Here is a 23,900-nt window from a genome sequence, read left to right as displayed (position 1 = left end):
CCAATGATCCGAAATATAAAACATACCATTACTTCATTGCTTCTTATAACCTGTATGGTTTCCTGCAGCAGTGATTTTCTCGACATAGAACCGGAACAAAATGTTTCCGCAGAACAGGCAATAACTGATGTCAATACCCTGCAAACCGCAATAAACGGCGTGTACAGCAAACTGCAAAGTTCCGATTATTACGGACGCAGTATGTATGTTATCCCCGAACTCATGGCGGATAACCTGGCCCTGAGTATCCGGAATACGGGAAGATACCTGGATTACGACGGTTTTGTAGTAAGCGAAGAAGATACTTTTGCAGATGGGTTGTGGAACACCTTGTACGAGGTTATCGTCAATGCTTCCAAAGCCATAGAAGGCGGTGAAAAACTGGAGATTGTTTCCGGTGAACAACAGGAACAGATCAACCAGCTCGTGGGTGAGGCCTATGCGCTGAGGGCCCTGGCCCATTTTGACCTGGTCAGGCTTTTTGCCCAGCCTTATAATTATACCCCCGATGCAGACCATCCGGGCATTCCGGTCATTAACCGTTCCGAAGATAATGAGATCTCTCCGGCCCGAAACACCGTCAAAGAAGTATATGAGCAAGTAAATACCGATCTTGCTAAGGCCCTCGAAAAAATTACCGCCGATAAAAAGAACGGCAGGTTTACCTCCTATGCCGTTAAAGCCCTTGCTGCCAGGTCATATCTATACCAGGAGGATTATACCAATGCCATAAAATACAGTACGGAAGTTATAGATAACGGAGGGTTCAGCCTGGCGGGCAATGAGAATTATCCTGATTTATGGGCAGAAGAATTCAATTCCGAATCTATTTTTGAGATCGTCAATACCGTGGCGGATAATGCGGGAACCAACGGACTTGGGCATTATTTCGATCCGGGTGGTTATGCAGATGCCCTGGTTACCACCGACTTGTTTAACCTCTATGACAGTAATGATGCCAGGCTGGGAGCCATAAAAAAAGGTTCCAAGACAGGGGCGGAAGAAAATGCGCTTTTTGTCTACAAATTTCCCCGGGGAACATCAAGAGATGATAATGTCCGCATCCTCCGCCTTGCCGAACAGTTCCTGATCCGGGCAGAGGCCTATGCCAAAACCGGGAAAGATGCCGAGGCACGTGCAGACCTCCTGAAAGTTATGGAAAGGGCCACCCCCGGCGCAAGTGCCGCAGGCGAAAGCGGAGATGCACTGGTAGATCGCATTCTCCTGGAAAGAAGAAAAGAACTGGCATTTGAGGGTCATCGTCTGTTTGACCTCAACCGCAACAAAAAAGATGTGAGGATCATTCAAAGCGAAAATATTATAGAGGCACCTTATCCCAACGATAAATTTATACTCCCTATTCCTTTAAACGAACTCAATGCCAATCCTGATATAGCACCACAAAACCCAGGTTACTAATGATTTCCTTATCATACAAGCCCTATACCCTATACAAAAAACATGTCTTCCGGATCGCAGGAAGTACCAGGACAAGTACCCCTGTTGTCCTGGTACGCCTCCGTTTCGAAAGTGTGGACGGTTTCGGTGAAGCTTCCATGCCGCCCTTGTACGGCGAAAGCATCGCTACCGCAACTGATTTTTTGTCCCGTGTAGACCTTGCTCCTTTTAAAGATCCCTTTAATGCGGAAGAAATACTGGATTATGTAGACCATATTGCCCCGGGAAATCCTGCGGTAAAAGCATCCATAGATATCGCCCTGCACGACCTTATCGGTAAACTGCTCCACATCCCCCTGCATTCTTATTTCGGTCTTCCCGGAAAAGAACTCGTTACCAGTAAAACCATAGGGATAGACACAGCAGATATCATCCGCGAAAGGGTAAGAGAGGCACATGATTTCAGGTTTCTCAAAATTAAGCTGGGTGGAGAAAATGACAGGGAAATTATAGATACTGTCCGTCAAGAAACAGATAAGCCTTTATATATAGATGCCAACCAGGGATGGAAAGATAAAGAGAAAGCTCTTGACAAAATCGAATGGCTCAGAGATCAGAATGTTATTTTTATAGAACAGCCCATGCCCACAACCGCCCTGAAGGACATGGAATGGCTTGTAGCACGGTCTCCCCTTCCGCTTATAGGCGACGAAAGCATTCAAAGATTTACGGGTGTGATATCTGCCGGAAGGTACTTCCACGCTATCAATATTAAATTGATGAAATCCACCGGGCTCCGGGAGGCGTACCGGATGGCATCGGCGGCCAGAAAAACAGGCTTAAAAATTATGCTGGGGTGCATGTCCGAAACCTCCTGTGCTATTGCCGCGGCTTCCCAGTTGGGAGCCATGGCCGACTGGATTGACCTGGACGGAAATCTCGGAATTAAAAACGATCCCTTTACCGGGCATAAAGTAGAAAACGGAATCATTAAACCCAATGGTCTTCCAGGGTTGGGACTGGTAACACCAAACTGGGATAAAATTAAACCCGATGTACAGTAAATTATACCTCTTTTTAATAACAGCCACTTTGCTGCTTCTTTTTTCCATGGCATGTACCCGTGAAAAAAAAGAAAAAAAGCAGGAACAGCAGTTCATTAATGATACAGCCCTGGAAAATTTCTTCGACACTTTGTACACGAAGAAAATGTTTAACGGAGCCGTAGCCGTAAAAAAAGACGGGGTACTCATTTTCAAAAAAACATATGGCAAGGCCAATATGGAAAGAAAGACTCCTTTTACACCACACACAGCTATGGAAATAGCTTCCGTTTCCAAACAATTTACGGCAGCTGCCATTCAACTCCTTCAACAGCAGGGAAAGCTCGAGACGGACCTTCCCGCATATAACTATCTCGGACAGGATTTTCCTTACAGGAATATCACAGTCAAAAATTTACTGACCCATACTTCCGGGTTACCGGATTACGAGGATTATTTCCGTAAACAATGGGATACCACACGTATTGCCTGCAACGCTGATATACTGGCTTACTTTAAGGAGAAAAAACCTGCCCTCTTAAGCAGTCCCGGCACGGAGTTCCATTATTCCAATTCCGGATTTGTACTCCTCGCGGAAATAGTCCGTGCCGTAAGTGGTAAAACCCTGGATGTATTCCTCCGGGAAAACATTTTTGAAAAAGCCGGAATGGTAAACAGCGGTTTTTACGAACGCGACAGTATCTGGTCTATGGAAAATTATGCTCCCGCCTACCGCATCGATCCCGCCACCTGTACCTATGTCCGGCCGGAAACCCTCTCCGGGAAATACTATTATCGTTTTCTCAGCGGCAGACTTGGCCCCGGGCGGCTTTCTTCCAGCCTGGATGACCTTATTCGCTGGGACAGTATATTGTATACCGATAAAATTCTCAATGCCGAAAGTAAAAAAACAATCTTCAGGGCATACCCTCCTTCCACGGAAGATTCTGATTACGGTTTCGGATGGCACATCCGGCAGGACGACAGTCTCGGGAAAATCGTATACCACACAGGGAGCTGGGCGGGAAACCTGTCTTACATCAAGAGGTTTACAAAGACGGGGAGCCTCGTCATTATACTCAATAATACTTTTGAGTCCGCCTATATGAAAGATATTCGTAGGAGCGTAGATGCCTATGTAAAAGGGAAACCTCTTCGGCTTCCCCGGGTCAAGGCCCACGACCGGTTACAAAAAGAAATATGCCAGCTGAATGCCAGTAATATTACGGATTGGCAAACAGAAAACCGGGATGCGGACTGGGACAGGGAAAGTCTTGAAAAACTGGAGAAAACCTATATCAAGACCAGAGAAAAAGAGAAAGCAAATATTGTTTCCCTAGTATTGAATAACCTCAGACATAATATGACCTCCGATGAGTGAAACATCAACCCCATGGATAACGAATGATGCTGTAGTGTTCGGAATACTGGCCGTTACATTGGGAGTGATTTTTATTACTTCGGCCAGTAATAATCCTTACTTGAAGCGTTTTTACCGCATAGTTCCTTCGGTACTGCTGTGTTATTTCATTCCGGCATTGTTCAATACCTTCAATATAATAGATGGTGAAAAATCCGGCTTGTATTTCGTGGCCTCCCGTTATCTCCTGCCTGCAAGTCTGGTATTACTGACGATAAGTATAAACTTCCGGGAACTCAAAAAACTGGGAAGCAAAGCTATTATCATGTTTCTTGCCGGTACAGTGGGTATCATTCTGGGAGCCCCTATAGCACTCTATACCGTAGGTTCCGTTTTCCCGGACGTATTACACCCCGGAGGAGAGGAGGTCTGGCGCGGCCTTACTACCATTGCAGGTAGCTGGATTGGCGGAGGGGCCAACCAGACCGCCATGTACGAAGTGTTTGGAGCCAGTTCGGACCTGTTTGCCCAAATGATCGCTGTAGATGTTCTTGTAGCCAATTTATGGATGGGATTTCTGTTGTACTGGTCCCAGCGTCCACAGGTTATAGACAAATGGTTAAAGGCAGACAGTACGCCTATATACGAACTGGAAAGCCGGCTGGAAAAACAACAGGCAGGCCAATGGCTCCCGGTTACCGCCAACAGGTTGATGGTCTTAATTGCCATAGGTTTCGGCATTACCGGCCTGGCCCATTTCCTGGCCGATGGTATTGCGCCCTTTTTTCAGGATAATTATCCGCAACTCGAAAAATACTCCCTGACCAGCAGTTTTTTCTGGCTCGTTGTTCTGGCCACGACATTCGGGCTCGCCCTGTCATTTACCAGGGCAAGACAGGTAGAAGCGTACGGGGCCTCCAGGACAGGCAGTATATTTCTGTATATCCTGGTGGCTACCATAGGCATGCATATGGATCTCGGGGCCCTGCTGAACAATCCGAAGTTCTTTCTCATAGGCATAGTATGGATACTGGTACATATAACGACCATGCTCATTGTGGCCCGGATTATAAAAGCCCCTTTCTTTTTTATTGCGGTGGGAAGCCAGGCCAATATAGGAGGCGCGGCTTCCGCTCCCATAGTTGCAGCTTCCTTTAGTCCTTACCTGGCACCCGTCGGCGTACTTCTCGCCGTACTGGGATATGCCGTGGGTACATACGGCGCTTATATATGCGGGGTTATTTTATACAATATTTTTGGTTATTTATGAATGAAACAGAGGGCACAGGGGGTAAGATCCCCGTGCCCTTATTTTAACCCTGCCTTAAGGAATCTTAGAAAACATACTTTAAACCGGGAAAAATTCATCCCCGGATATTCTTTCCTGAAAATAAATTTATTTACATCATACTTTTTCGTATTATTGAAGCATATACCATGTGCAATCATGCGTCATCTTCTTTCATTAATCCTTATCTGTATTTTTCTCCTTTCGTCATGTGAGGACCGAAAGACACATCCGGTACAGTTTTATTACTGGAAAAGCAAGACCCGTATCGGGGAAACGGAAAAACAGTTTTTCGAACAGCTGGGAGCTACCCGGCTATACCTTCGCCTTTTTGATGTAGACATACAGAAAGGAATACCCCAACCCCAGGCGGCAATCCGTTCATTCGATGCGAAAGCATTACCGGCGGAATACATTCCGGTAGTGTTTATTACCAATCGTACCTTTACGCATATATCCGTCACAGATACCGATAAACTGGCAAAAGATGTCTTCGCCCTGGTCCGGAAAATAATGTCGGACAATCAATTGGGAGACCCGGAGGAAATACAAATAGACTGTGACTGGACAGCTACCACCAAAGACCGTTTTTTCCGTTTTCTGGATACATTTCGAACCGTTTCCGGTAAAAAAACAACGTGTACCCTGCGGCTTCACCAGGTAAAATACCGGGACGAAACCGGAGTTCCCCCGGCAGATAAGGTGTATCTTATGGCCTATGCTACCTCCAGCCCTGTAGAGAACGACGGAAAAAATTCCATTCTGGACCTTACCCTGTTGAAGGATTATCTCGGGGACATTGGAAATTACCCCCTGGATTTTGACGTGGCCCTCCCCCTTTATTCCTGGGCCGTAGTGACCAACCACCTGGGCAGGACAAAACTTATCAACGGTGTTACAAAGGAGGAACTACCGGATAAAATCTACCGGAAAACAGACGAACACTCCTTCGAATTACAGGAAGATACCTTTTTACGGGGTATCTATCTCAACCGGGGGTTCCGGATTCGTGTAGAACATATATCTCCCGAATTGCTGCAGGAAGCCAAAGACTTTCTCAGCAAGAAGATCAATAAACGGTATAACTATATATATTATCACCTGGACAGCCTGTTCCTTCCGAGGTTTTCTCCGGAGGACCTGCAATAAAAAATACCGGAATCCGAGTATTTTCTGTTTGTTCCCTATAGGTTACTTTTAACTTCCGGAACAAAACAAAAGCTGAAAAAAAACTCTATATCACATACACCTGTTTCCGTAACCTTCGGGGAAATAAAGTGCTAAAAACGAACCGCAATCCTATGAAACAAATAGTATTCTACACCGCATTTTTACTAACCTCTTTCGCTTATTCCGTATTGGCACATACCCCTGGTAACCATACCACTTCTTATTGTGCGGGTGATTTCGGGGAAGATTATACGTATTATAACCTCTTTGCACAGGAAAATATAGAGGAACCCCGTTACCAGGCTTTTTTGCTCACTTACGACAGCAGTTTTTATACCCCGGACAAAACGGACGGTACGGAAAACAATGAAAACATAGAAGAGTGGCAGAAGTACCTCGGCATATCTTACGAACAAGCCCTTTACCTGGTATTTCAATCAGGAAGGGAGGATCTCCGGGCATTGGCACAGGAAAAGACCGTAGCCGACAAAAAACTGGGTTTCATCGATAAGAACTTCATAAAAAAATACAAACAGGCATTATTATACCTGGCATATGCCAAGTACCTGGAACCCTATATGGCTGTAAAAGGAGACCGCAGGTATTACTGGGGCAATGTGCCCGAGCATACCGTGGAAGAACTGGATTACGACAAGGTGATACAGGTCCTGGAAAAAAGCTGGCAGGCAGAAACCGACAAAGAACTCAAACTCCGTTATGGCTATCAATTGGTCCGTTTTGCCCATTATTCCCGGAGATACCGGGAAGCCATAGGTTATTTCAATACTCATGTGGAAAGCCTGGACTATAAACCGGTAATATATTATTATGCCCTGGACCAGAAAGGAGGTGCCGAAAGAGGGCTCGGAAATTATATGCAGGCACATTACGATTTCTCCCGGTTTTTCACCCATACCAAAAACCGGAAAGAACAGGCTTACGCTTCCATGCGCGTTACCCGCGACCTCGATTTTGAAGCGCTTCTGTCCGAAGCGGAAACCATCACGGCAAAAAACGACCTGTATATGCTGCTGGGATACCGGGATTTCAATAATCCGCTATCGCCTTTTGAGAAGATAATACAGAACGATCCCAATGCTCCGCAGGCTAAAGTACTTATGGCAAGAGCAGTTAACCAGCTGGAAAGGAATTTTTTCCCTACCCGTTATTACTGCTCCTACCGGAACCCCGCCTGCATGGAAGGTCTCGAAGATTACCGTATCCCCCTGAATATGGACAACAATGCCGAATCTTTTCTGAAACAGGCTCTTGAAAGTGCATTACAGCAGGCCGGGAACAATAAGGTCCGCGAGCAGGAATTCTGGCAACTGACCACGGCCTGGCTGTATTTTATCCGGGGGAACTATAAGGCCGCCGAAGATCACCTGGAAAAAGTGAATAGCAAAAATGTAAAGATCCTCGGGCAAAAAGATAAACTCGCTATGTTGATCGACATTACGCAACAACCGGAGATCACCGAAGGTTTTGAAGAGACCTTAATGAAAAAATACGGGAACGTACTGGATACGAAAACACCGGCTAATGTCTACTATTCACCGGATTCTCACGGCACACGTGGTTTTATAACCGATGTGCTGGCCAATCGCTTTTTTTTACAGAAGGACTACGCCAAAGCATTTTTACTTCAAAACCCCATTACTGCACTGGAATACAACCCTGACCTGGAAATTCTCTCTGCCATAGAAGAACTCTGTCACAAGAAGAACAAAAATTCTTTTGAAGAGATGCTGGTTAAGAGCATTCCCCCGGTGGAATACGATTACCAGGCCAAGAAGTATATACAGAAAACCGGGTTTGACCTGGACAGTTATGCCGCCAATATGAAAGGCAATGTATACCTATGGAAAGGAGAACCTGAAAAAGCCCTCTCCGAGTTCAGAAAAATAACAAATGGGGATAATACTTCCTATAAAAATTTTTCCGACATTCCGGGCAGTATATTCGGTTACAACCGCATTGAGTGCTTCGAATGCCCGGAAGAACAGGTAATGCAAACGGATTATATGAATGATTTTACCTTTATTCCCCCTTCCGTAAATAAAAAGCAACTCGCGGAGATACTTATCCGGCTGAAAAAAGAAGGAGAAGGAAATGGTGAGAAAGCGGCAAAGGCAAATTACCTTCTGGGAAATTTCTTTTTCAATACCTCACTTCTCGGGTACTACAGGAATATACTTACCTTCAGTGGCTCCAACGCCAATAATTCCAAATTCCATAATTATCCCGACTGGAACGGTCATTTCGAAGAAAAAGCACCTGAATACCTGCTTTATTTCAAGGATTATGAATGGAGCCCCTGGTTCAAAGACAATTTTGACCGTCCGCTGGCTTACCTGACAACTGCACTCGATAAGACCGGTGATGAAGAACTCAAGGCAAGAATACTTTTTGCCGCCTCCAAATGTGAACAGGGAATTTTCTACAGTACCCAAAATGACCCGGAACTGAACAATCTCAAAAACCTGGATTACAAAGCCAGGCAAACACGCCGGATAGAAATAAAAACCTCGGCATACCGCCGTTATTTCCAATTACTCAAAGAATACAGCCACACTGCATTCTATGAAGAAGTAAAGACACATTGCAAGTATTTTGACTATTACAGTACAAATTATTGATAGGGGGATGTGCTTATTACGGAACGGTTTATTGTATCGTTTCCTTGTGTTTGGTCCCCCATTTTTTTAGCATGTCCAGTATGGGTACGAGCTGCTCTCCGATATCCGTAAGTTCGTATTCCACCCGTGGCGGCACTTCAGCATATACGGTTCGCTTTACTAACCGGTTAGCTTCCATTTTCCTTAAATGCAGGGTGAGCATGCGTTCCGTAATATTCGGCATTCGCCGGCGAAGCTCGCTGAAGCGCAGTTTTCCTCCCGCCAGGTAACAGCATATGGCTATGGTCCATCGCCCGCCTATGAGATTGGCAGCGTAAACCTCCTCACATTCCGCATCCAGTATCTGCCTGTTCTCATAATTCGTGGAAGTTTTCTTTATTTTCCCCATACTTACATTTTTGTCTGTACCATACAATAGGTTGCTAATATACGCAATATATAGCTTAATTTATACTTTTACTTCCACGGAAAACCAGGCTTAAGAGGGTTCCATCCGTGCATGCCATGCATATCAGGCTCACAGATAAACATGAGGCCCCGGTGTAGTTTCCCTGTCACCGGTTACGGCCTTATTTGACTTCGGAAGCCTCCGAAGCGGGCATAACATCACAGGGAAATCAAAAGAAAAGTATAATTAAAAAACTCAGAAAAACAACATGAAAAAACTGGTTATTGTCATTCATCCCGATCCGGAACATTCTGCGGTGAACAAACGTTGGGTAAACGAACTGGAAAAATACCCGGAGGTTTATACCATACACGATCTCTATGCCCGGTATCCCGATGGGAAGATCGACGTGGAAAGCGAACAGCAGTTACTGGAAAGATTCGACGCCATCGTATTCCAGTTTCCCTTTTACTGGTTCAGCGCCCCTCCCCTTTTCAAACAGTGGCAGGATGAGGTGCTTACCCACGGATGGGCTTACGGCAAAGGCAGTCCGTATAAACTGGCCGGGAAAAAGGTAGCCCTGGCCATATCTGCCGGTATTAACGAAGAAGATTACAAGCCTTCAGGAAGGTACAAATATACCCTGGCACAGCTTACTGCCCCGTTCGAGATTACTTTTGGCTATATCCGGGCAACTTATCGCCCGCTCTTTGCATTCTATGGCACGGAACACAACGGCACACAGGAAAGAATAGAAGAAAGCACACTGGAATATATGGACTTTCTCCGGAATCTATAATATGGTACTGCCGGCCGTGGCCTCCCCCCGGGAGGTCGCGGCATATATACTGAAGGGTTACTGTCAGGTCATTCCTCCTGCTTTGTACCTCTGTCAGATATCCGAATACGATACCGGATATAAAAACAGAATATCCGCTTTGGACACATTGTTCTGGTATTCCGGCTTTGCCGAAAGTGTTTTCCAGTACGGGTCATTTCCGAAAGCTTCCCAGTGATCGTCACGGGCCGCTTTGTTTTCAAAAGTAGTCAGGTACATCAGGTTGGGCATATGGCTTCCGGAAATGACCTCCCCGTAAAAAACCGCATTAAAGCCGAGTTTTTTAAAAAGTCCCACTTCATCCCCCTCATTGAACATCTTCACCTTGTTCCTGTACAATTTCTCCGTGGGGCTCTCATAACTCCGCAACTCGTATATCCGGCTTTCCTTCGGGGAATTCAGCTTCGGCAGTTCATAATGAGGATGTTTTTCAAAAGCATCCAAAAGAATAACTTCCTTACGGTCATAAGGCGGATTGTTAAAAGCGGCATTCAGATACACGGTACCGGACGAAAGATAAGCTTCGTCTTTATTCAGTTGTGCTTCCAGATTGAAAAACTCCTGCCTGGTCTTAAAAGGAACAAAGACATATATTTTGTTTTTGTCATTTTCAGTTCCGGGAGCCACGGGCTTAAAGACTCCTACATCTGCTATACCGTTACGGTGCAGGGCAGGCAGGTAAGTGTTTTCGAGGTAAGCATCTAGTTGCTTTTCCTGTTCTTTGGTCGAATATTCGTAAATGGTAAGCTGGTAAAAGTCCCTGGCCAATGCTGCGGGCAATACCCCGAAACATATTATGGCGAATAAAAGAGCGGTAAGTGATCGTATCATTTTTTTAGTTTTTTTGACAAATATCTTTCTTTAATACAGTTTTTATTTTCCGGAAAACCGAAGCTCCCTGCAAAGATATAAGTTACGGACAAAGTCCCGGTATGCCTGTGGCAAATCGGTATATTAATTATATGTCATGTCACCTGGCCGCTTCCTCCCGGGAAGCACCTTCTTCCTCTTCTTTCTTCCATGAAAAGCGGGAAAAGGCAAATGCGATGAAGAGTGCGATAATCCCCTGGACAAACAGGCTTACCGGGGCTCCTATCCGTTCGGATACGGCGCCTATGAGCAACCCTCCGAGCGGCATCATCCCGAAAGCGGCCATGGCCTGGTAGCTCATGGCCCTGCCCCGCATCTCCGGTTTTGATTTTGTCTGCACCAGTATATTGCACACAGTGGTCTGTGCCATGGCCCCGAAACCGATAAGTACCGCAAACAATAACACCACGGGAAGGTTTTGTATCCGGGAAAACAGCAATAAAGAGATGCCCAGAATTACCGTATTTATCGCAAGTATTCTTTTTAACCTGCTCCCCTCTTTCAACGAAGCCAGAAAAAATGCCCCGGAAATTGCCCCCAACCCTATAAAACCCATGATATACCCGTATGTGGTAGCATCGCCTTCAAAAACCACCTTTGCAAATACAGGCAACAGAGTACGATAGGGCAATACAAACAGGCTTACCAGCGTGAGCATAAGCAACGGCATACCTATTTCGGGAGTCCTGTAGAGGTATTGAAAACCGTCTTTCAGTTCCTTGCCTACTTTCTGCTGCGGTGGCGGTGCCGGTTGCGGCGGAAGTTTCATCAGTAAAAGACATACGATAATAGCTATAAAACTTACGGCATTTATTAAGAAACAGGTACCTGCCCCCCATTCGGACAACACAATCCCTGCCAATGCCGGGCCCACCATTTTTGCGAGATTGGTCAGTGATGAGTTCAGCGCAAGTGCATTGGGCAGGTCTTCCGGTTCGTTTACCATTTCATGTACCAGGGGTTGCCGTGCGGGAACGTCAAAGGCATTGATAGTCCCCAGCAGTGCACTGAGCACGAGCAGAACCCATACCGCATCGTGCCCCGTATAGGTCACTACCGTAAGAATAACTGCCTGTACCATGGAAAGAGACTGCGTAAGCAATATCAGCCTGTAACGGTTGTAACGGTCCGATACGATACCGCCAAGGGCCGAAAAGAGAAACGACGGGAACTGCTCGGCAAACAGGGTCAGCCCCAGCATAAAGGGAGAATGTGTCATGCTGTACACCACCCAGATCACGGCCGTGCGCTGCATCCACATCCCCATCCTGGATATGGATTGCCCCGTAAAAAACAATGCGTAGTTACGATTTCCGAAAGCCCTGAATGTACTGCTTTTAAAGGGAAAAGACATACCTGCTTATCTTGTTTGCAAGGAAAAGGTTGATTACTGTTCCGGAATGTTCCTCTTTTCCGGTTTTTCAGGAGTAGCACTCCAAACCGGGTGTATTATATCAGAAAAAAGTATCCGGAAAAAGAAATAAACCAGGCCACACCCGGTTTATAAAATATATAGCAAAGGTACATATATCTGCCGGAATACAAGGTTACCCGCCACCAAATCACACCCATTGTCTTGCCCGGCTAAAGAAAACCGGAAAGGCACCTCCGTTTCAAAAGGTGCCGGGAAGTATGTGTCTGTTACTCTGCGGTTCTTTTTCAGGTCGGGAATCTATGCCCTCACAGCCTTAAACAGGGATAAAAAAATATAATCCGGAAACCCTTTTTACGGTGTAATCTCCAGAGACCGTATTTGTTCCTCCCTGATCCCAAATCGGAACTTCAGTACTACCGGGCTCCCTTCGAAGGTCCCGGATACCTTGGAAGTCAGTACATAAACATCATCTTCCGCAGTTATGTCCAGGGGTTCCAGGACGGTTTTGTATTTTGCATTCGTATTCCTGTTCCATGTCTGGATTTCAGATTTTCCGCGATGCACCTGTCCCTCATCATACACTATGGCCGTTTCCGAAAAACAATCGGCATAGGCAACACTATCCGATTCCTGTTGTGCCTTGAGCAGTCTTTTTAAAATGTTCGGTATATCCATACTATCTTTTTTAGGTTGAAATGAATAAGATTATCCCACAGTAGGAATTGTTCCCCCGTCAATTACATATTCCGTGCCGGTGAGATAGCCTGCTCCCGGTGACACCAGAAAACCGACCAGCTCCGCTACCTCTGCAGGTTGCGCAGGCCGGCCCATGGGTATCCCTCCCAGCCCGTCCATAACGCTTTGCTTTGCTTCTTCTACAGTTGTCCCGGAACTTTCCGCAATTCGCTCCATCATCCTGATTGATGAACCGGTCATTATCCACCCGGGAGACACCGTCAATACACGGACACCTTTGGGAGCTACTTCGTTGGAAAGGCTTTTGCTGTAATTAACCAGCCCTGCTTTTGCCGCCGCATAGGGCAAGGTGGAATCATATAGGGGCAGTCTTGCCTGGATAGAGGCTATGTGAATAATAACCCCGCTCCCTTGTTCCAGCATCCGGGGCAGAAAGCCCCTGTCCAGTCTTACCGGAGCCAGTAAATTGGTATGAATAGTGGACTCCCAATCGGCATCGGTCAATACGGCAAATCCTCCGCCGGGTGTTTCCGAACCACCGAGGTTGTTTATCAGAATATCCAGCCTGCCATAGTTCCGGAACACCTCGTTTAGTACTTTTTGTGTTCCTTCCGGGCGGCTCAGATCTGCAGCTATAAAATACAGCTCTTCCTTATTCTCTTCCGGCTCATTCCTGGCTGTGACAATAACTGTTGCCCCTGCCCGGAGCAAGCGTTCGGCTATGGCTTTTCCCGTTCCCCGCGTACCGCCCGTAACCAGGGCGATCTTTCCGGATAATTCGTTATTAAAATGAGAAGTGTCTTTCATCCGTTTATTTTTACTGTTTTTCAATGCCACAAAGTTCCGGAGTACGAGTACTTTCCGCAAGTACGGAAAAACGAATTGCATAGGGAGAAATTTATCCCCTATTGTTTATCTTGCATCCTAAAACTAATTTTGTTTTATGTACGAAAGAAAAATTCCACCCAACCTTAACTGCGGGCTGGACCTCGTCGCTGAAGTACTTTACGGCAAGTGGAAGATACGATTGCTTTGGTTTATCAGCGAAGGTTGCAAACGCCCCAGTGAACTACAGCGCAAAATACCTGATGCTTCCCGGAGGGTGCTGAATATGCAGCTAAACGAACTGGAAGAACACGAACTGGTGAGCAAAAAAGTCTATCCGGTAGTACCTCCAAAAGTGGAATACAGCCTGACCGGTTTCGGGGAAACCCTCATCCCCGTCATCGCCGTTTTAGGACAATGGGGAGATCACAATGAAGAAAAATTGCGCAGGGTGATCCTTAAGCGCTTTGAAAATTAGCCCCCTACACCCCCCGTTTTTTGCCTTCCCTTCAGCCTCGACCCATTCCGTTTACCGTGCTTTTATTATTCACAATAAGATTCGGCACCCAGGCCAGCCACGCTACAATACGGTAAGCATCCAGGAAATTGCCCAGCAACATTTCCAATAACGGCAGCCATATTCTCAACGTTACCGCGGCAAAACAGCTTGCATAACTGTATACCATAAACCTCCTGTGTTTTTCTATCTGTCCTTTCCTCGCCGCATCAAAACCCAGAACCGTGGTGGTTAACCAGACCACGCTCAGCGAAATAAACCCGGATACCGGGATAATACCTCCTGTAGCATGGAACCCGATGAAAAATCCGCAAATACCACTGATCAGTACCGAAACTACATAAATCTTCCCCACATTCCTGTGCAATCCCATATTGTGTAGTCGCCATTTCTCTCCAAACTGTAACCACCCTACCAGAAGAGCCAGGCCGCCAAAAGCTATATGACCATAAAAACCGAGGATATATAAAGCGGAACCCAAAAGTGCTTCGCCTTTTGACCCTAACAATCCGAAGTGGTTATCATTCATAAAATAAACAACGGGGTATATCCCTATAAGAACAGATAATGTACCGAATAGGACCCAGGCAGCTTTTTTCATCTTTGTTGATATTTGCTGCATCAGTCAGAAAACAGCCGGAAATGTTACAGCTTTAAGCCTGTAAAATACTATGGATGAGATATCCCGAAGTTTAACCTGTTTGCTATAGGTATATTAATGATCCTACAATAACTTATCACCACATCCGTGTATCCGTGGCTGAAACGGGTAAATACATTAGGACCATTCTTTGGTCGTATCAGAATGTTTTAAAGGTAATTCGGAAATAAACAGGTTTATACGGAATTTAAAGAGTACCTTTAAAGGATATAAAAAATCCATTCGGAAACCTTTTCTATCATCACTTAAAAGCAATACTACCTCTTAAGAAGAAAAGCATTTTAAAGACCATTACCTGCAGTGATAAATCCCCCCGGAAGCAGTAATGGCCCCTGAAAAAATCCGGATGATAACCTATTACAATTTTTTCACCTATTCCGAGACATCTATGAGACAATTAAAAATATCCCGCCAAATCACCAACAGAAAAGATTCTACACTGGACAAGTACCTGCAGGATATTGGCAAAATAGCTTTGATAACAAGTGAGCAGGAAGTGGAACTGGCCGTAAAGGTAAGGCAAGGGGACCAACAGGCCTTAAATACCCTGGTCCGATCGAACCTCAGATTTGTGGTTTCGGTCGCCAAACAATATCAATTCCAGGGATTACCACTTTCCGACCTTATTAACGAAGGAAACCTGGGGCTCATTAAAGCCGCCATGCGGTTTGACGAAACCCGGGGATTCAAATTTATTTCCTACGCGGTGTGGTGGATCCGGCAGGCCATGATACAGGCCATTAACGAGAATTCCCGGATTGTAAGGCTCCCGTTAAATAAAATAGGGGTCATCGGAAAAATCAACCAGGCTACCACATTCCTCGAACAGGCTTTCGAGCGAAAACCTTCTTCCGAAGAAATATCCGAATTCCTGGAAATTTCCGTTTCCGAAATTGAGACCTGCCTTGAAAACTCCGGGAGGAACGTTTCCCTGGATTCTCCTTTCGACGAAGGAGAAAATGACAACGGTAACTTGTATGCCGTGATAAAATCGTCCGATTCCCCTGATCCTGACGGGGACCTGATGGATGCATCACTGCGATCAGATATCGGTAATTTACTCAAAACATTATCCGCAAGGGAGAGAGAAGTTATGATACAGTTTTACGGGCTCGAGGGAAAAGCACCCGAGCGGTTAGAGAATATCGGCAGCCGGATGAACCTGACAAGGGAACGGGTCCGACAGATAAAAAATCACGCTATCCGGCAGTTAAAAGCATCGGACATTTCCACATCTCTGTTAAAATACCTGGGGTAATGGCCGGCGGTTTTGATATAATGACCGGGAGGCCGTCACTCAACAACCTGGAGGGACTACTCGAATCATACTATAGTCGGGGGCAATGTCTTTTTAAACCTCTGGATATCTTCATATTCCTCTATGCCGAGATATTCCGTAAGTTTCAGAAGTGATATTTTCTTGTCCAGGTAATATGCCGTAAGGACATTCCGCATTTTAGAAAATTCACCCTCGTAGAGTAGCTGAAAATATACTTTTACAGTTTCGCCGGATGTTAATTTCAGCTTGCAATAATTGCCCGTTCCGTTTGAACGTCTCGGGTTAAAATCACCCCTTGACGAGTATTCCACCTTATCCTCATAATCACGTACCGAGAATTCCATCTTTTCGATTTGATGTAGCGGGTACTCTTTTTCATGAACCACAATACTCCCTTCACTGAAAACTATGGTCCCGTTAAACCTGCCCATTAATGTTTTACGTACGGACCACTGTTTTATCATAAAAAACACCCCTAAAGCAGACCCGGCAAAAAAAATATATTTCCCTGCTTTCTCCACTCTCTCCCCGGCCTCATAATTTTTAGCCAGGTGAAGCAGCAGTAAAGCCCCCAGAATGAGAGTATATACGACCTGGTTGGCCGATAATACCAACTTTCGCTGCCTCTCAAATACAGGAAACCTGACTTCCTTCATTATTTACCGCACTTTTACCCAAAGATACATAATTCCCTTTCTTCACAACCATTTACCCGGCATGCTTTATCCGCACGAAAAGAATACACCCAAACCTATGACATCACAAACACCCGGCAAGGTAGATGGGCATTCATTTCTGTTGCCATCAAACAGGCACCGGGAGCGTAGCCCTAAATTTACCTGTATCCATTTGCAACTCTCCCTTTTACTTCATATTTTTAAAGAGCCTTATTAATCATGTAATTAACCAAATCATGGGCATTACCCCGCCCCTTACTTATGACAAAAGAAACCTACCTGGATTTACAGACTTTGAGCGAAGAAGAAGCATACAAAGTAGTAGAACGTTTAAGGGGCTTTCCCCGCCCCCGATACCCTTTCCCGGATATTACTCCTCCCTATTTTCAGAGACTGCGGGAAGAATCCTGTAAATGGATCGACGAAGACTTTGGCTTTCATTCGGAAGCCGCCAGGGAAAAGCATAAAACGCATTACTTTACGGATATTAATGCCAGGGCCATGCCTTTCCTGACCTTTGAAGAACAGATCCCCGTAGGCAGGTTTACAGGCACCTTTGCCATGCTCGATGATTACCTAGGCCGGGCAACTGTGGAAGAAATTTATGTAATGCGGGAAAGGATCGCGGATATACTGACAGGTAAAGAAGAAGCGGAGCCACAGGATCATGGAGTGTACCACCAAACCTACCTGATCAGAAAAGAATGTCTCCGGCTCGGTATGCCCATACGGCAGTTCAATAAATTTGCCTCAGAGATAGATGCCCTGATCTGCGGTTATCAGAACGAAAAGCAATATGTGCTTGCCAACACACCACCACCATTCGCTGTCTATACCATTATTCGCGATCTGACGGCGGGAGGTATTCCTTATGCCAAATATGCCTGCCTGCAAAAAAATTACCGTTCGCTACCGGATATAGTGCTGGACCACCCTCATATACTCGCCATTCACACCATAATATCCCGTTTGATAGGATATCATAACGACATTATTTCCCTGCCTAAAGAGTTATGCAGACGAGGTGATGTAATCAACATTGTGCCCGTACTCATGCACGAATACAATCTGAACCTGGAAGATGCTTATATGAAAGCCATGGAAATCCACGATAGTACGCTGGACGAATTTATGATATTACTGGAAAATCTGCCTGATTTTGGTCCGTGGCAGGAACTTGCCTATGAATACGCAAAGGATTTCGGCATCATGCTGCAAGGCGTATGGTCATGGCATACAAAGGGTGATAATAACCGATATACACAAGGATCGATCGTTGACTCCGAATTTGACAGTACAAAATGGGAATGGCAAGACAAGGGAAAAGGTGTATGGAATCGATAGGGATATGAGGTTAACAACGTATGTTACCTTATCCCAAAAACATAAGAAGAACGGTTGATTTTTATACCGGGAGAAAACAGCCCCCGTTTCTGATAAATTCAACCGAAAAAACCAAAGCCAAGGTGGCTGAGTGGCAACCGCAGGCTGTTGTACCGAAGCCACCGGAACATTCAGGACATTGAATTTTGCATATGCTACCCCGATAAAGCCAAAGCCAAGGTGGCTGAGTGGCAGCCGCAGACTATTGTATCGAAATCACCGGAACACTCAGACTATTAAAATTTGCATATGCTATCCCGATAAAGCCAAAGCCAAGGTGGCTGAGTGGCAGCCGAAGGCTGCCGTACCGAAGCCACCGACTACCCGACTACAAATTCCGGCATTCCAAAATCCCCGGACTATCAACTTTTCCCGTATATTTGCGACAAAATCCGATTGTCATAACATGAGTAACAACACCATAACTGCTACCGACTACAATTTTCCGGGACAGAAAAATGTCTATAAAGGCAAGGTCCGCGAAGTGTATACCTTAAACAATGACCTATTGGTAATGATCGCCACCGACCGGCTTTCGGCCTTTGATGTGGTAATGCCCAGGGGAATCCCTTACAAAGGACAGATACTGAACCAGATCGCTACCAAAATGATGAAGGCTACAGAAGACATCGTGCCTAACTGGCTTATTGCCACTCCCGACCCGAATGTAGCGGTAGGCCATAAATGTACCCCGTTTAAGGTAGAAATGGTGATCCGCGGTTATCTTTCCGGTCATGCTGCCAGGGAATACCACGCCGGAAAACGGCTTTTATGCGGTGTACCCATGCCAGAGGGAATGAAGGAAAATGACAAGTTTCCGGAGCCTATTATTACCCCTTCCACCAAGGCAGACAACGGTGCTCATGACGAAGATATTTCCCGTGAGGATATCCTGAAAAAAGATATTGTTTCCGAAGAAGATTACACCCAACTGGAAGTTTACACCAAAGCACTTTTTCAACGCGGAACCGAAATTGCTTCCAAACAGGGACTTATTCTCGTCGATACCAAATATGAATTCGGAAAGACCTCAGACGGTAAAATCGTGCTTATCGACGAAATACACACGCCGGATTCTTCACGTTACTTTTATGCCGATGGTTACCAGGAACGCCAGGATAAGGGAGAAAAACAAAAACAGCTATCCAAGGAGTTCGTTCGCCAATGGTTGATCGAAAACGGTTTCCAGGGTAAGGAAGGGCAACAAATACCGGATATGACGGACGAATACATCAACTCTGTGTCCGAGCGGTACATAGAGCTGTACGAACAGATTACGGGGGAAACTTTCCGACGTGCCGATATCAGCAATATACAAGCGCGTATTGAGAAAAACGTACTGGCTTACCTGAATTCGGAATCGTAGGTTCTTACTTCCAAAGATGTGTCATTCTGTAACGGGATTCTTCGCTTCGCTCAGAATGACACGTTTGGGAGGTGTGAGCGTGTTATGCTTTTTTCCTTTCCGAAGGGAGAAAAACAGTCAGTAATCCCAGTAATGGCAGGAAGGAGCACATCTTAAACACATATCCGATACTGGTAGCATCGGCAATATCGCCTAAAACTGCCGATCCTATTCCGGCAATACCGAAAGCAAAGCCGAAAAACAGGCCGGACACCATCCCTACTTTCCCCGGAATAAGTTCCTGGGCATAGACCAGTATGGCAGAAAATGCCGAAGACAATATCAGCCCTATAAGTACGGTAAGCGTTCCGGTCCAGAACAGGTTCATATAGGGCAGCATAAGTGTAAAGGGAGCTATTCCCAGTATACTGAACCATATGACATACTTACGCCCGAAACGGTCACCCAGCGGCCCGCCGAAAAATGTACCGGCAGCTATGGCAAACAGGAAGACAAACAAATACACTTGTGAAGCCTGCACGGATACATCAAATTTATCCATCAGGTAAAATGTATAATAGCTGGTAAGGCTGGTCATGTAAATATACTTCGAAAAAATAAGGAACAGCAATACCACAATAGACCAGGTTACCTGGGTCCTGGACAAGCGATGGCCCAGGGCATGATCGTATGTTTTTTTCTTTTTGGCCGGCGAACGATGCAGGTTGTTCTTGTACCATTGCCCTACGCGGGACAGTACAACAATAGCCAACAGGGCCGCCAGGGAGAACCAGATCACTGAAAACTGCCCGAACGGTACAATGATCATCGCAGCCAGCAAAGGCCCCATGGAGCTTCCGGCATTTCCTCCTACCTGGAAAAGGGACTGGGCCATACCATGCCTTCCCCCCGATGCCATATGGGCAATGCGCGAAGCCTCCGGGTGAAATACGGACGATCCCATTCCTATCAGTCCTACGGCAAGCAGAACCATACCGAAATTAGGTGCCATAGACAGGACAACCAGGCCTATCAGGGTAAATCCCATTCCTATAGCCAGGGAATACGGCTTGGGGTATTTGTCTGTATATAGCCCCACCAAAGGCTGTAAAAGTGAAGCGGTTAACTGAAAGGTAAGCGTAATAAGTCCTACCTGGGCAAAACTCAGTTTAAAAGATTCCTTTACCAGCGGATAAATGGAAGGAATGAGCGATTGCAATGTGTCGTTCATCATATGCGAAAAACTCAGGGCGAACAATACGGGAAAAACCGTCTTTTCCACTCCGGCATCCGAACCGGAATAAACAGAAGCATTTTTAGACATAACAGATTAAGATTTAAAAAAGCAAATTTATAGTCCCTTCTTTTATGACCTACCCGATTTTTCGTTTTTTTACGATGTTCAAATCGAAAAAGGGGAGCACGGCAGATTGGCTAATTTTAAATACTTTTGCATCAAAGAAAAAGCCATGCTGCCAAACGATACGATCATAGCCTTAGCCACCCCAAGCGGTGCCGGAGCCATTGCGGTCCTCCGGCTGTCCGGAAAAGATGCCATCCGTATCGCGGATGAAAAATTCCGGTCAGTAAAAGGAAAAAAACTGTCCGGACAAAAGAGTCATACCATTCACCTGGGGCATATTACGGACGGGCCTAAAGTACTGGACGAAGTATTAGTCAGCATTTTCAAAGGCCCCCACTCCTATACCGGGGAAAACGTGGTGGAGATCTCCTGTCACGGTTCGCCTTATATCCAAAGGGAGATCATCCAGCTTTTTTTACGAAACGGCTGCCGTATGGCCAATGCCGGCGAATTTACCCTCCGTGCCTTCCTCAACGGTAAACTCGACCTCAGCCAGGCCGAAGCCGTGGCCGACCTCATCGCTTCGGACAACGAAGCCTCACACCAGGTTGCCATACAGCAGATGCGCGGTGGATTTTCCGGGGAAATCGAAAAACTCCGACAGGAACTCCTGGACTTCGCTTCCCTCATCGAACTGGAACTCGATTTTGCCGAAGAAGACGTAGAGTTTGCGGATCGTAGCCGGTTTGAAGAGTTACTGCAACGTATAGAATTGGTCCTGAAACGGCTGATCGACTCGTTTGCCGTAGGAAATGTGATCAAGAATGGTATTCCCGTCGCCATCGTAGGTGCCCCTAACGTAGGAAAATCTACCCTGCTCAATGCCCTGCTCAACGAGGAACGCGCCATTGTAAGCGATATCGCCGGAACTACCCGCGATACCATCGAAGACGAAATGGTCATTAGCGGCATAGGTTTCCGTTTTATCGACACGGCCGGCATCCGGGAAACCGAAGATGTGGTGGAAAGCATCGGCATTAAAAAGACCTTTGAAAAGATCACCCAGGCACAGGTGGTCATTTATCTTTTCGATGCCTCTCATTTTGCTGAAAACAGCAAGACCATCATAGTGGAGATCGAAAAGATCAAAAACAAATTTCCGCAAAAGCCCCTCCTTATCCTGGCCAACAAAATAGATTTGGCCGATGCGGATCAGATAAAAAACAGCCTCGACTACGAAAACCTGCTGCTCATTTCAGCCCGGGAAAACACCGGCATTGACAGCCTTAAAGACAAACTGTTGGAATTTGTAAATACAGGTGCACTTCGCAATAACGAAACCATCGTCACCAACTCCCGCCACTATGACGCCCTGCTCAAGGCACTGGGAGATATCCAGAAAGTACAGCACGGGTTACAGTCCGGCCTGTCCGGGGATCTTCTGGCTATTGATATCCGCGAGGCGTTATATCATTTCGGGGAGATCACGGGGCAGGTAACCAATGATGAGTTGCTGGGAAATATTTTTGCTAATTTTTGTATCGGGAAGTAAATCTACTTTCTTTTAGTTTTTATTACTACATTATTAATTGATTATCAAATAAATAACTCCATTTTTATTTTCACTTCTCAATACATTTTTCTATGTTTGTTACACCTACAGTACACCTCATCGCATAAAACTCACAACGAGGTGTACCAAATTACACCTCGAAATGAAAATAAGTTTAAAAAGGAAAAAACTCAATAGCGGCAAGATCAGTCTTTATATTGAATATTATAAAGGCTCGTATATTGACAATGACGGAAGAAAAAAACACTTGCGGGAATTCGAATACCTGAAACAACATTTACACCAGGACCCAAAAACCGCTGAGGAAAAAAGAGAGAATAAAGAGGCCTTAGAATTGGCCGAACAGATATTAACCCTGCGCAAAGCGGATTATATCCAGGGAAAATACAATATCAAAAATGACAGAAAAGCTAAAACTAACTTTCTGGAATACTACGACAAATTAAAAGAAGAGCGGTATGAAAGCAAAGGCAACTACGATAATTGGGATGCAGCTCTAAAGCATATCGAAAAATACTGCCCGCCAGCTATCACCTTTGCGGATATAGATGAGAATTTCGTCAAAGGTTTTAAAAAATATTTGAACACCAAAGCCAAAACAAAAGGGGGTACTCCCCTATCGCAAAACTCAAAATACACCTATTTCAATAAATTCAAAGCCTGCCTGCGCACTGCTTTTGAAGAAGATTATCTCGATAAAAATATCATCAAAAGCGTTAAAGGTTTCGAGCAGGGGGAATCTCAAAGGGAATACCTTACCTATTCCGAATTACAGGCTTTAACCAGGGCAAAATGTAAATACCCTGTTTTGAAATCAGCATTTATTTTTAGCTGCCTTACCGGGCTAAGGTGGAGTGACATCAATAAACTAACCTGGTCCGAAATCCGGGATGAAGATGACAGCTCCCGAATTGTGTTCAGGCAGAAAAAAACCGAAGGTTTGGAGTATCTTTATATCTCCAACCAGGCAAGAGACCTGCTTGGTAAACGTGGAAATGGAAGTGAGCGGGTATTTACAGGACTTAAATACGGTGCTCATTTTAATGCGGAAATATTAAGATGGTGCATGCGAGCCGGTATCACCAAACACATTACTTTCCATAGCGCCCGGCATACGTGTGCGGTCCTGCTCCTGGAACACGGTGCGGACATATACACCGTATCCAAAATTCTCGGTCACCGGGAATTGAGAACTACTGAAATCTACGCCAAGATTGTTGATACTAAAATGAAAGAGGCGGCTAATATTATACCTGAACTTAAAATTTAATA

The 23,900-nt window shown here is 45.5% G+C and carries 21 protein-coding genes; 13 read left to right on the top strand and 8 right to left on the bottom strand.

The genetic code is table 11. From position 1 onward, the window contains the following. Nucleotides 1–3 precede the first annotated feature (3 nt). From ED312_RS01055 to ED312_RS01030, 6 genes are all read left to right on the top strand, one after another. Nucleotides 4–1,419 (top strand): RagB/SusD family nutrient uptake outer membrane protein, encoded by a 1,416-nt coding sequence (locus ED312_RS01055; RefSeq protein ID WP_123214129.1) that lies wholly within the window; start codon nucleotides 4–6, stop codon nucleotides 1,417–1,419. Continuing rightward, on the top strand, nucleotides 1,419–2,462 hold the full coding sequence (locus ED312_RS01050) for a dipeptide epimerase (RefSeq protein WP_123214128.1): 1,044 nt from the start codon (nucleotides 1,419–1,421) through the stop codon (nucleotides 2,460–2,462). The genes ED312_RS01055 and ED312_RS01050 overlap by 1 nt, the downstream gene beginning before the upstream one ends. Continuing rightward, entirely contained in the window at nucleotides 2,452–3,822 is a 1,371-nt protein-coding gene (locus tag ED312_RS01045) for a serine hydrolase domain-containing protein (protein WP_123214127.1), read from the top strand. The genes ED312_RS01050 and ED312_RS01045 overlap by 11 nt, the downstream gene beginning before the upstream one ends. After that, nucleotides 3,815–5,071 carry a DUF819 family protein gene (locus ED312_RS01040; RefSeq protein ID WP_123214126.1) on the top strand — a complete coding sequence of 419 codons (1,257 nt, stop codon included), beginning with the start codon at nucleotides 3,815–3,817 and terminating at the stop codon, nucleotides 5,069–5,071. Before ED312_RS01045 ends, ED312_RS01040 begins: the two co-directional genes overlap by 8 nt. Before the next feature lie 177 nt (nucleotides 5,072–5,248). Further along, nucleotides 5,249–6,238 carry a hypothetical protein gene (locus ED312_RS01035; protein ID WP_148044194.1) on the top strand — a complete coding sequence of 330 codons (990 nt, stop codon included), beginning with the start codon at nucleotides 5,249–5,251 and terminating at the stop codon, nucleotides 6,236–6,238. 152 nt (nucleotides 6,239–6,390) lie between these two features. Next, entirely contained in the window at nucleotides 6,391–8,898 is a 2,508-nt protein-coding gene (locus ED312_RS01030) for a hypothetical protein (protein WP_123214124.1), read from the top strand. 28 nt (nucleotides 8,899–8,926) lie between these two features. Here ED312_RS01030 and ED312_RS01025 read toward each other — a convergent pair whose 3' ends face one another. Continuing rightward, a complete protein-coding gene (locus ED312_RS01025) occupies nucleotides 8,927–9,286 on the bottom strand; it encodes a winged helix-turn-helix transcriptional regulator (RefSeq protein WP_123214123.1) in 360 nt (119 codons plus the stop codon). 268 nt (nucleotides 9,287–9,554) lie between these two features. Here ED312_RS01025 and ED312_RS01020 point away from each other — a divergent pair, with 268 nt between their 5' ends. Next, entirely contained in the window at nucleotides 9,555–10,085 is a 531-nt protein-coding gene (locus ED312_RS01020) for an NAD(P)H-dependent oxidoreductase (RefSeq protein WP_123214122.1), read from the top strand. 93 nt (nucleotides 10,086–10,178) lie between these two features. Here the strand turns inward: ED312_RS01020 and ED312_RS01015 are convergent, their stop codons facing one another. The 4 genes from ED312_RS01015 to ED312_RS01000 form a co-directional block, all read right to left on the bottom strand. Continuing rightward, the gene (locus tag ED312_RS01015; protein WP_123214121.1) at nucleotides 10,179–10,955 is read right to left on the bottom strand and encodes an NIPSNAP family protein; all 777 of its coding nucleotides are present in this window, start codon (nucleotides 10,953–10,955) and stop codon (nucleotides 10,179–10,181) included. Between the two features lie 139 nt (nucleotides 10,956–11,094). Then, nucleotides 11,095–12,348 (bottom strand): MFS transporter, encoded by a 1,254-nt coding sequence (locus ED312_RS01010; protein WP_123214120.1) that lies wholly within the window; start codon nucleotides 12,346–12,348, stop codon nucleotides 11,095–11,097. 372 nt (nucleotides 12,349–12,720) lie between these two features. Next, complete coding sequence (locus ED312_RS01005; RefSeq protein ID WP_123214119.1) at nucleotides 12,721–13,044, bottom strand: nuclear transport factor 2 family protein; 324 nt, start codon at nucleotides 13,042–13,044, stop codon at nucleotides 12,721–12,723. A gap of 30 nt (nucleotides 13,045–13,074) precedes the next feature. Then, complete coding sequence (locus ED312_RS01000) at nucleotides 13,075–13,953, bottom strand: SDR family oxidoreductase (protein WP_240642974.1); 879 nt, start codon at nucleotides 13,951–13,953, stop codon at nucleotides 13,075–13,077. Nucleotides 13,954–14,008: 55 nt separating this feature from the next. Here ED312_RS01000 and ED312_RS00995 point away from each other — a divergent pair, with 55 nt between their 5' ends. After that, nucleotides 14,009–14,368 carry a winged helix-turn-helix transcriptional regulator gene (locus tag ED312_RS00995; RefSeq protein ID WP_123214118.1) on the top strand — a complete coding sequence of 120 codons (360 nt, stop codon included), beginning with the start codon at nucleotides 14,009–14,011 and terminating at the stop codon, nucleotides 14,366–14,368. Between the two features lie 31 nt (nucleotides 14,369–14,399). On the opposite strand, the gene ED312_RS00990 is transcribed toward ED312_RS00995, so the two are convergent. Beyond that, nucleotides 14,400–15,008, bottom strand: coding sequence for a DUF2306 domain-containing protein (locus tag ED312_RS00990; protein ID WP_123214117.1), 609 nt, complete (start codon nucleotides 15,006–15,008; stop codon nucleotides 14,400–14,402). Between the two features lie 448 nt (nucleotides 15,009–15,456). Between ED312_RS00990 and ED312_RS00985 the strand changes: the two genes are divergently transcribed. After that, on the top strand, nucleotides 15,457–16,326 hold the full coding sequence (locus tag ED312_RS00985; protein ID WP_123214199.1) for a sigma-70 family RNA polymerase sigma factor: 870 nt from the start codon (nucleotides 15,457–15,459) through the stop codon (nucleotides 16,324–16,326). Between the two features lie 65 nt (nucleotides 16,327–16,391). Here ED312_RS00985 and ED312_RS00980 read toward each other — a convergent pair whose 3' ends face one another. Next, on the bottom strand, nucleotides 16,392–17,003 hold the full coding sequence (locus ED312_RS00980; RefSeq protein ID WP_123214116.1) for a hypothetical protein: 612 nt from the start codon (nucleotides 17,001–17,003) through the stop codon (nucleotides 16,392–16,394). Nucleotides 17,004–17,285: 282 nt separating this feature from the next. On the opposite strand from ED312_RS00980, the gene ED312_RS00975 reads away from it, so the two are divergent. Continuing rightward, nucleotides 17,286–18,368 (top strand): terpene synthase family protein, encoded by a 1,083-nt coding sequence (locus tag ED312_RS00975; RefSeq protein WP_123214115.1) that lies wholly within the window; start codon nucleotides 17,286–17,288, stop codon nucleotides 18,366–18,368. A gap of 445 nt (nucleotides 18,369–18,813) precedes the next feature. Further along, a complete protein-coding gene (locus ED312_RS00970) occupies nucleotides 18,814–19,773 on the top strand; it encodes a phosphoribosylaminoimidazolesuccinocarboxamide synthase (RefSeq protein WP_123214114.1) in 960 nt (319 codons plus the stop codon). Between the two features lie 82 nt (nucleotides 19,774–19,855). Here ED312_RS00970 and ED312_RS00965 read toward each other — a convergent pair whose 3' ends face one another. Beyond that, entirely contained in the window at nucleotides 19,856–21,076 is a 1,221-nt protein-coding gene (locus tag ED312_RS00965) for an MFS transporter (protein WP_123214113.1), read from the bottom strand. A 145-nt stretch (nucleotides 21,077–21,221) separates the two neighbouring features. Here ED312_RS00965 and mnmE point away from each other — a divergent pair, with 145 nt between their 5' ends. Both mnmE and ED312_RS00955 read left to right on the top strand, forming a co-directional pair. Beyond that, complete coding sequence (gene mnmE, locus ED312_RS00960) at nucleotides 21,222–22,607, top strand: tRNA uridine-5-carboxymethylaminomethyl(34) synthesis GTPase MnmE (RefSeq protein ID WP_123214198.1); 1,386 nt, start codon at nucleotides 21,222–21,224, stop codon at nucleotides 22,605–22,607. A 163-nt stretch (nucleotides 22,608–22,770) separates the two neighbouring features. Then, complete coding sequence (locus ED312_RS00955; protein ID WP_123214112.1) at nucleotides 22,771–23,898, top strand: tyrosine-type recombinase/integrase; 1,128 nt, start codon at nucleotides 22,771–22,773, stop codon at nucleotides 23,896–23,898. The last annotated feature ends 2 nt before the right edge of the window (nucleotides 23,899–23,900 follow it).

Source organism: Sinomicrobium pectinilyticum (assembly GCF_003725735.1).
Taxonomy (GTDB): Bacteria; Bacteroidota; Bacteroidia; order Flavobacteriales; family Flavobacteriaceae; genus Sinomicrobium; species Sinomicrobium pectinilyticum.
Note: the sequence above shows the minus strand (reverse complement) of the source record. Positions and strands in the feature narration are given on the sequence as shown.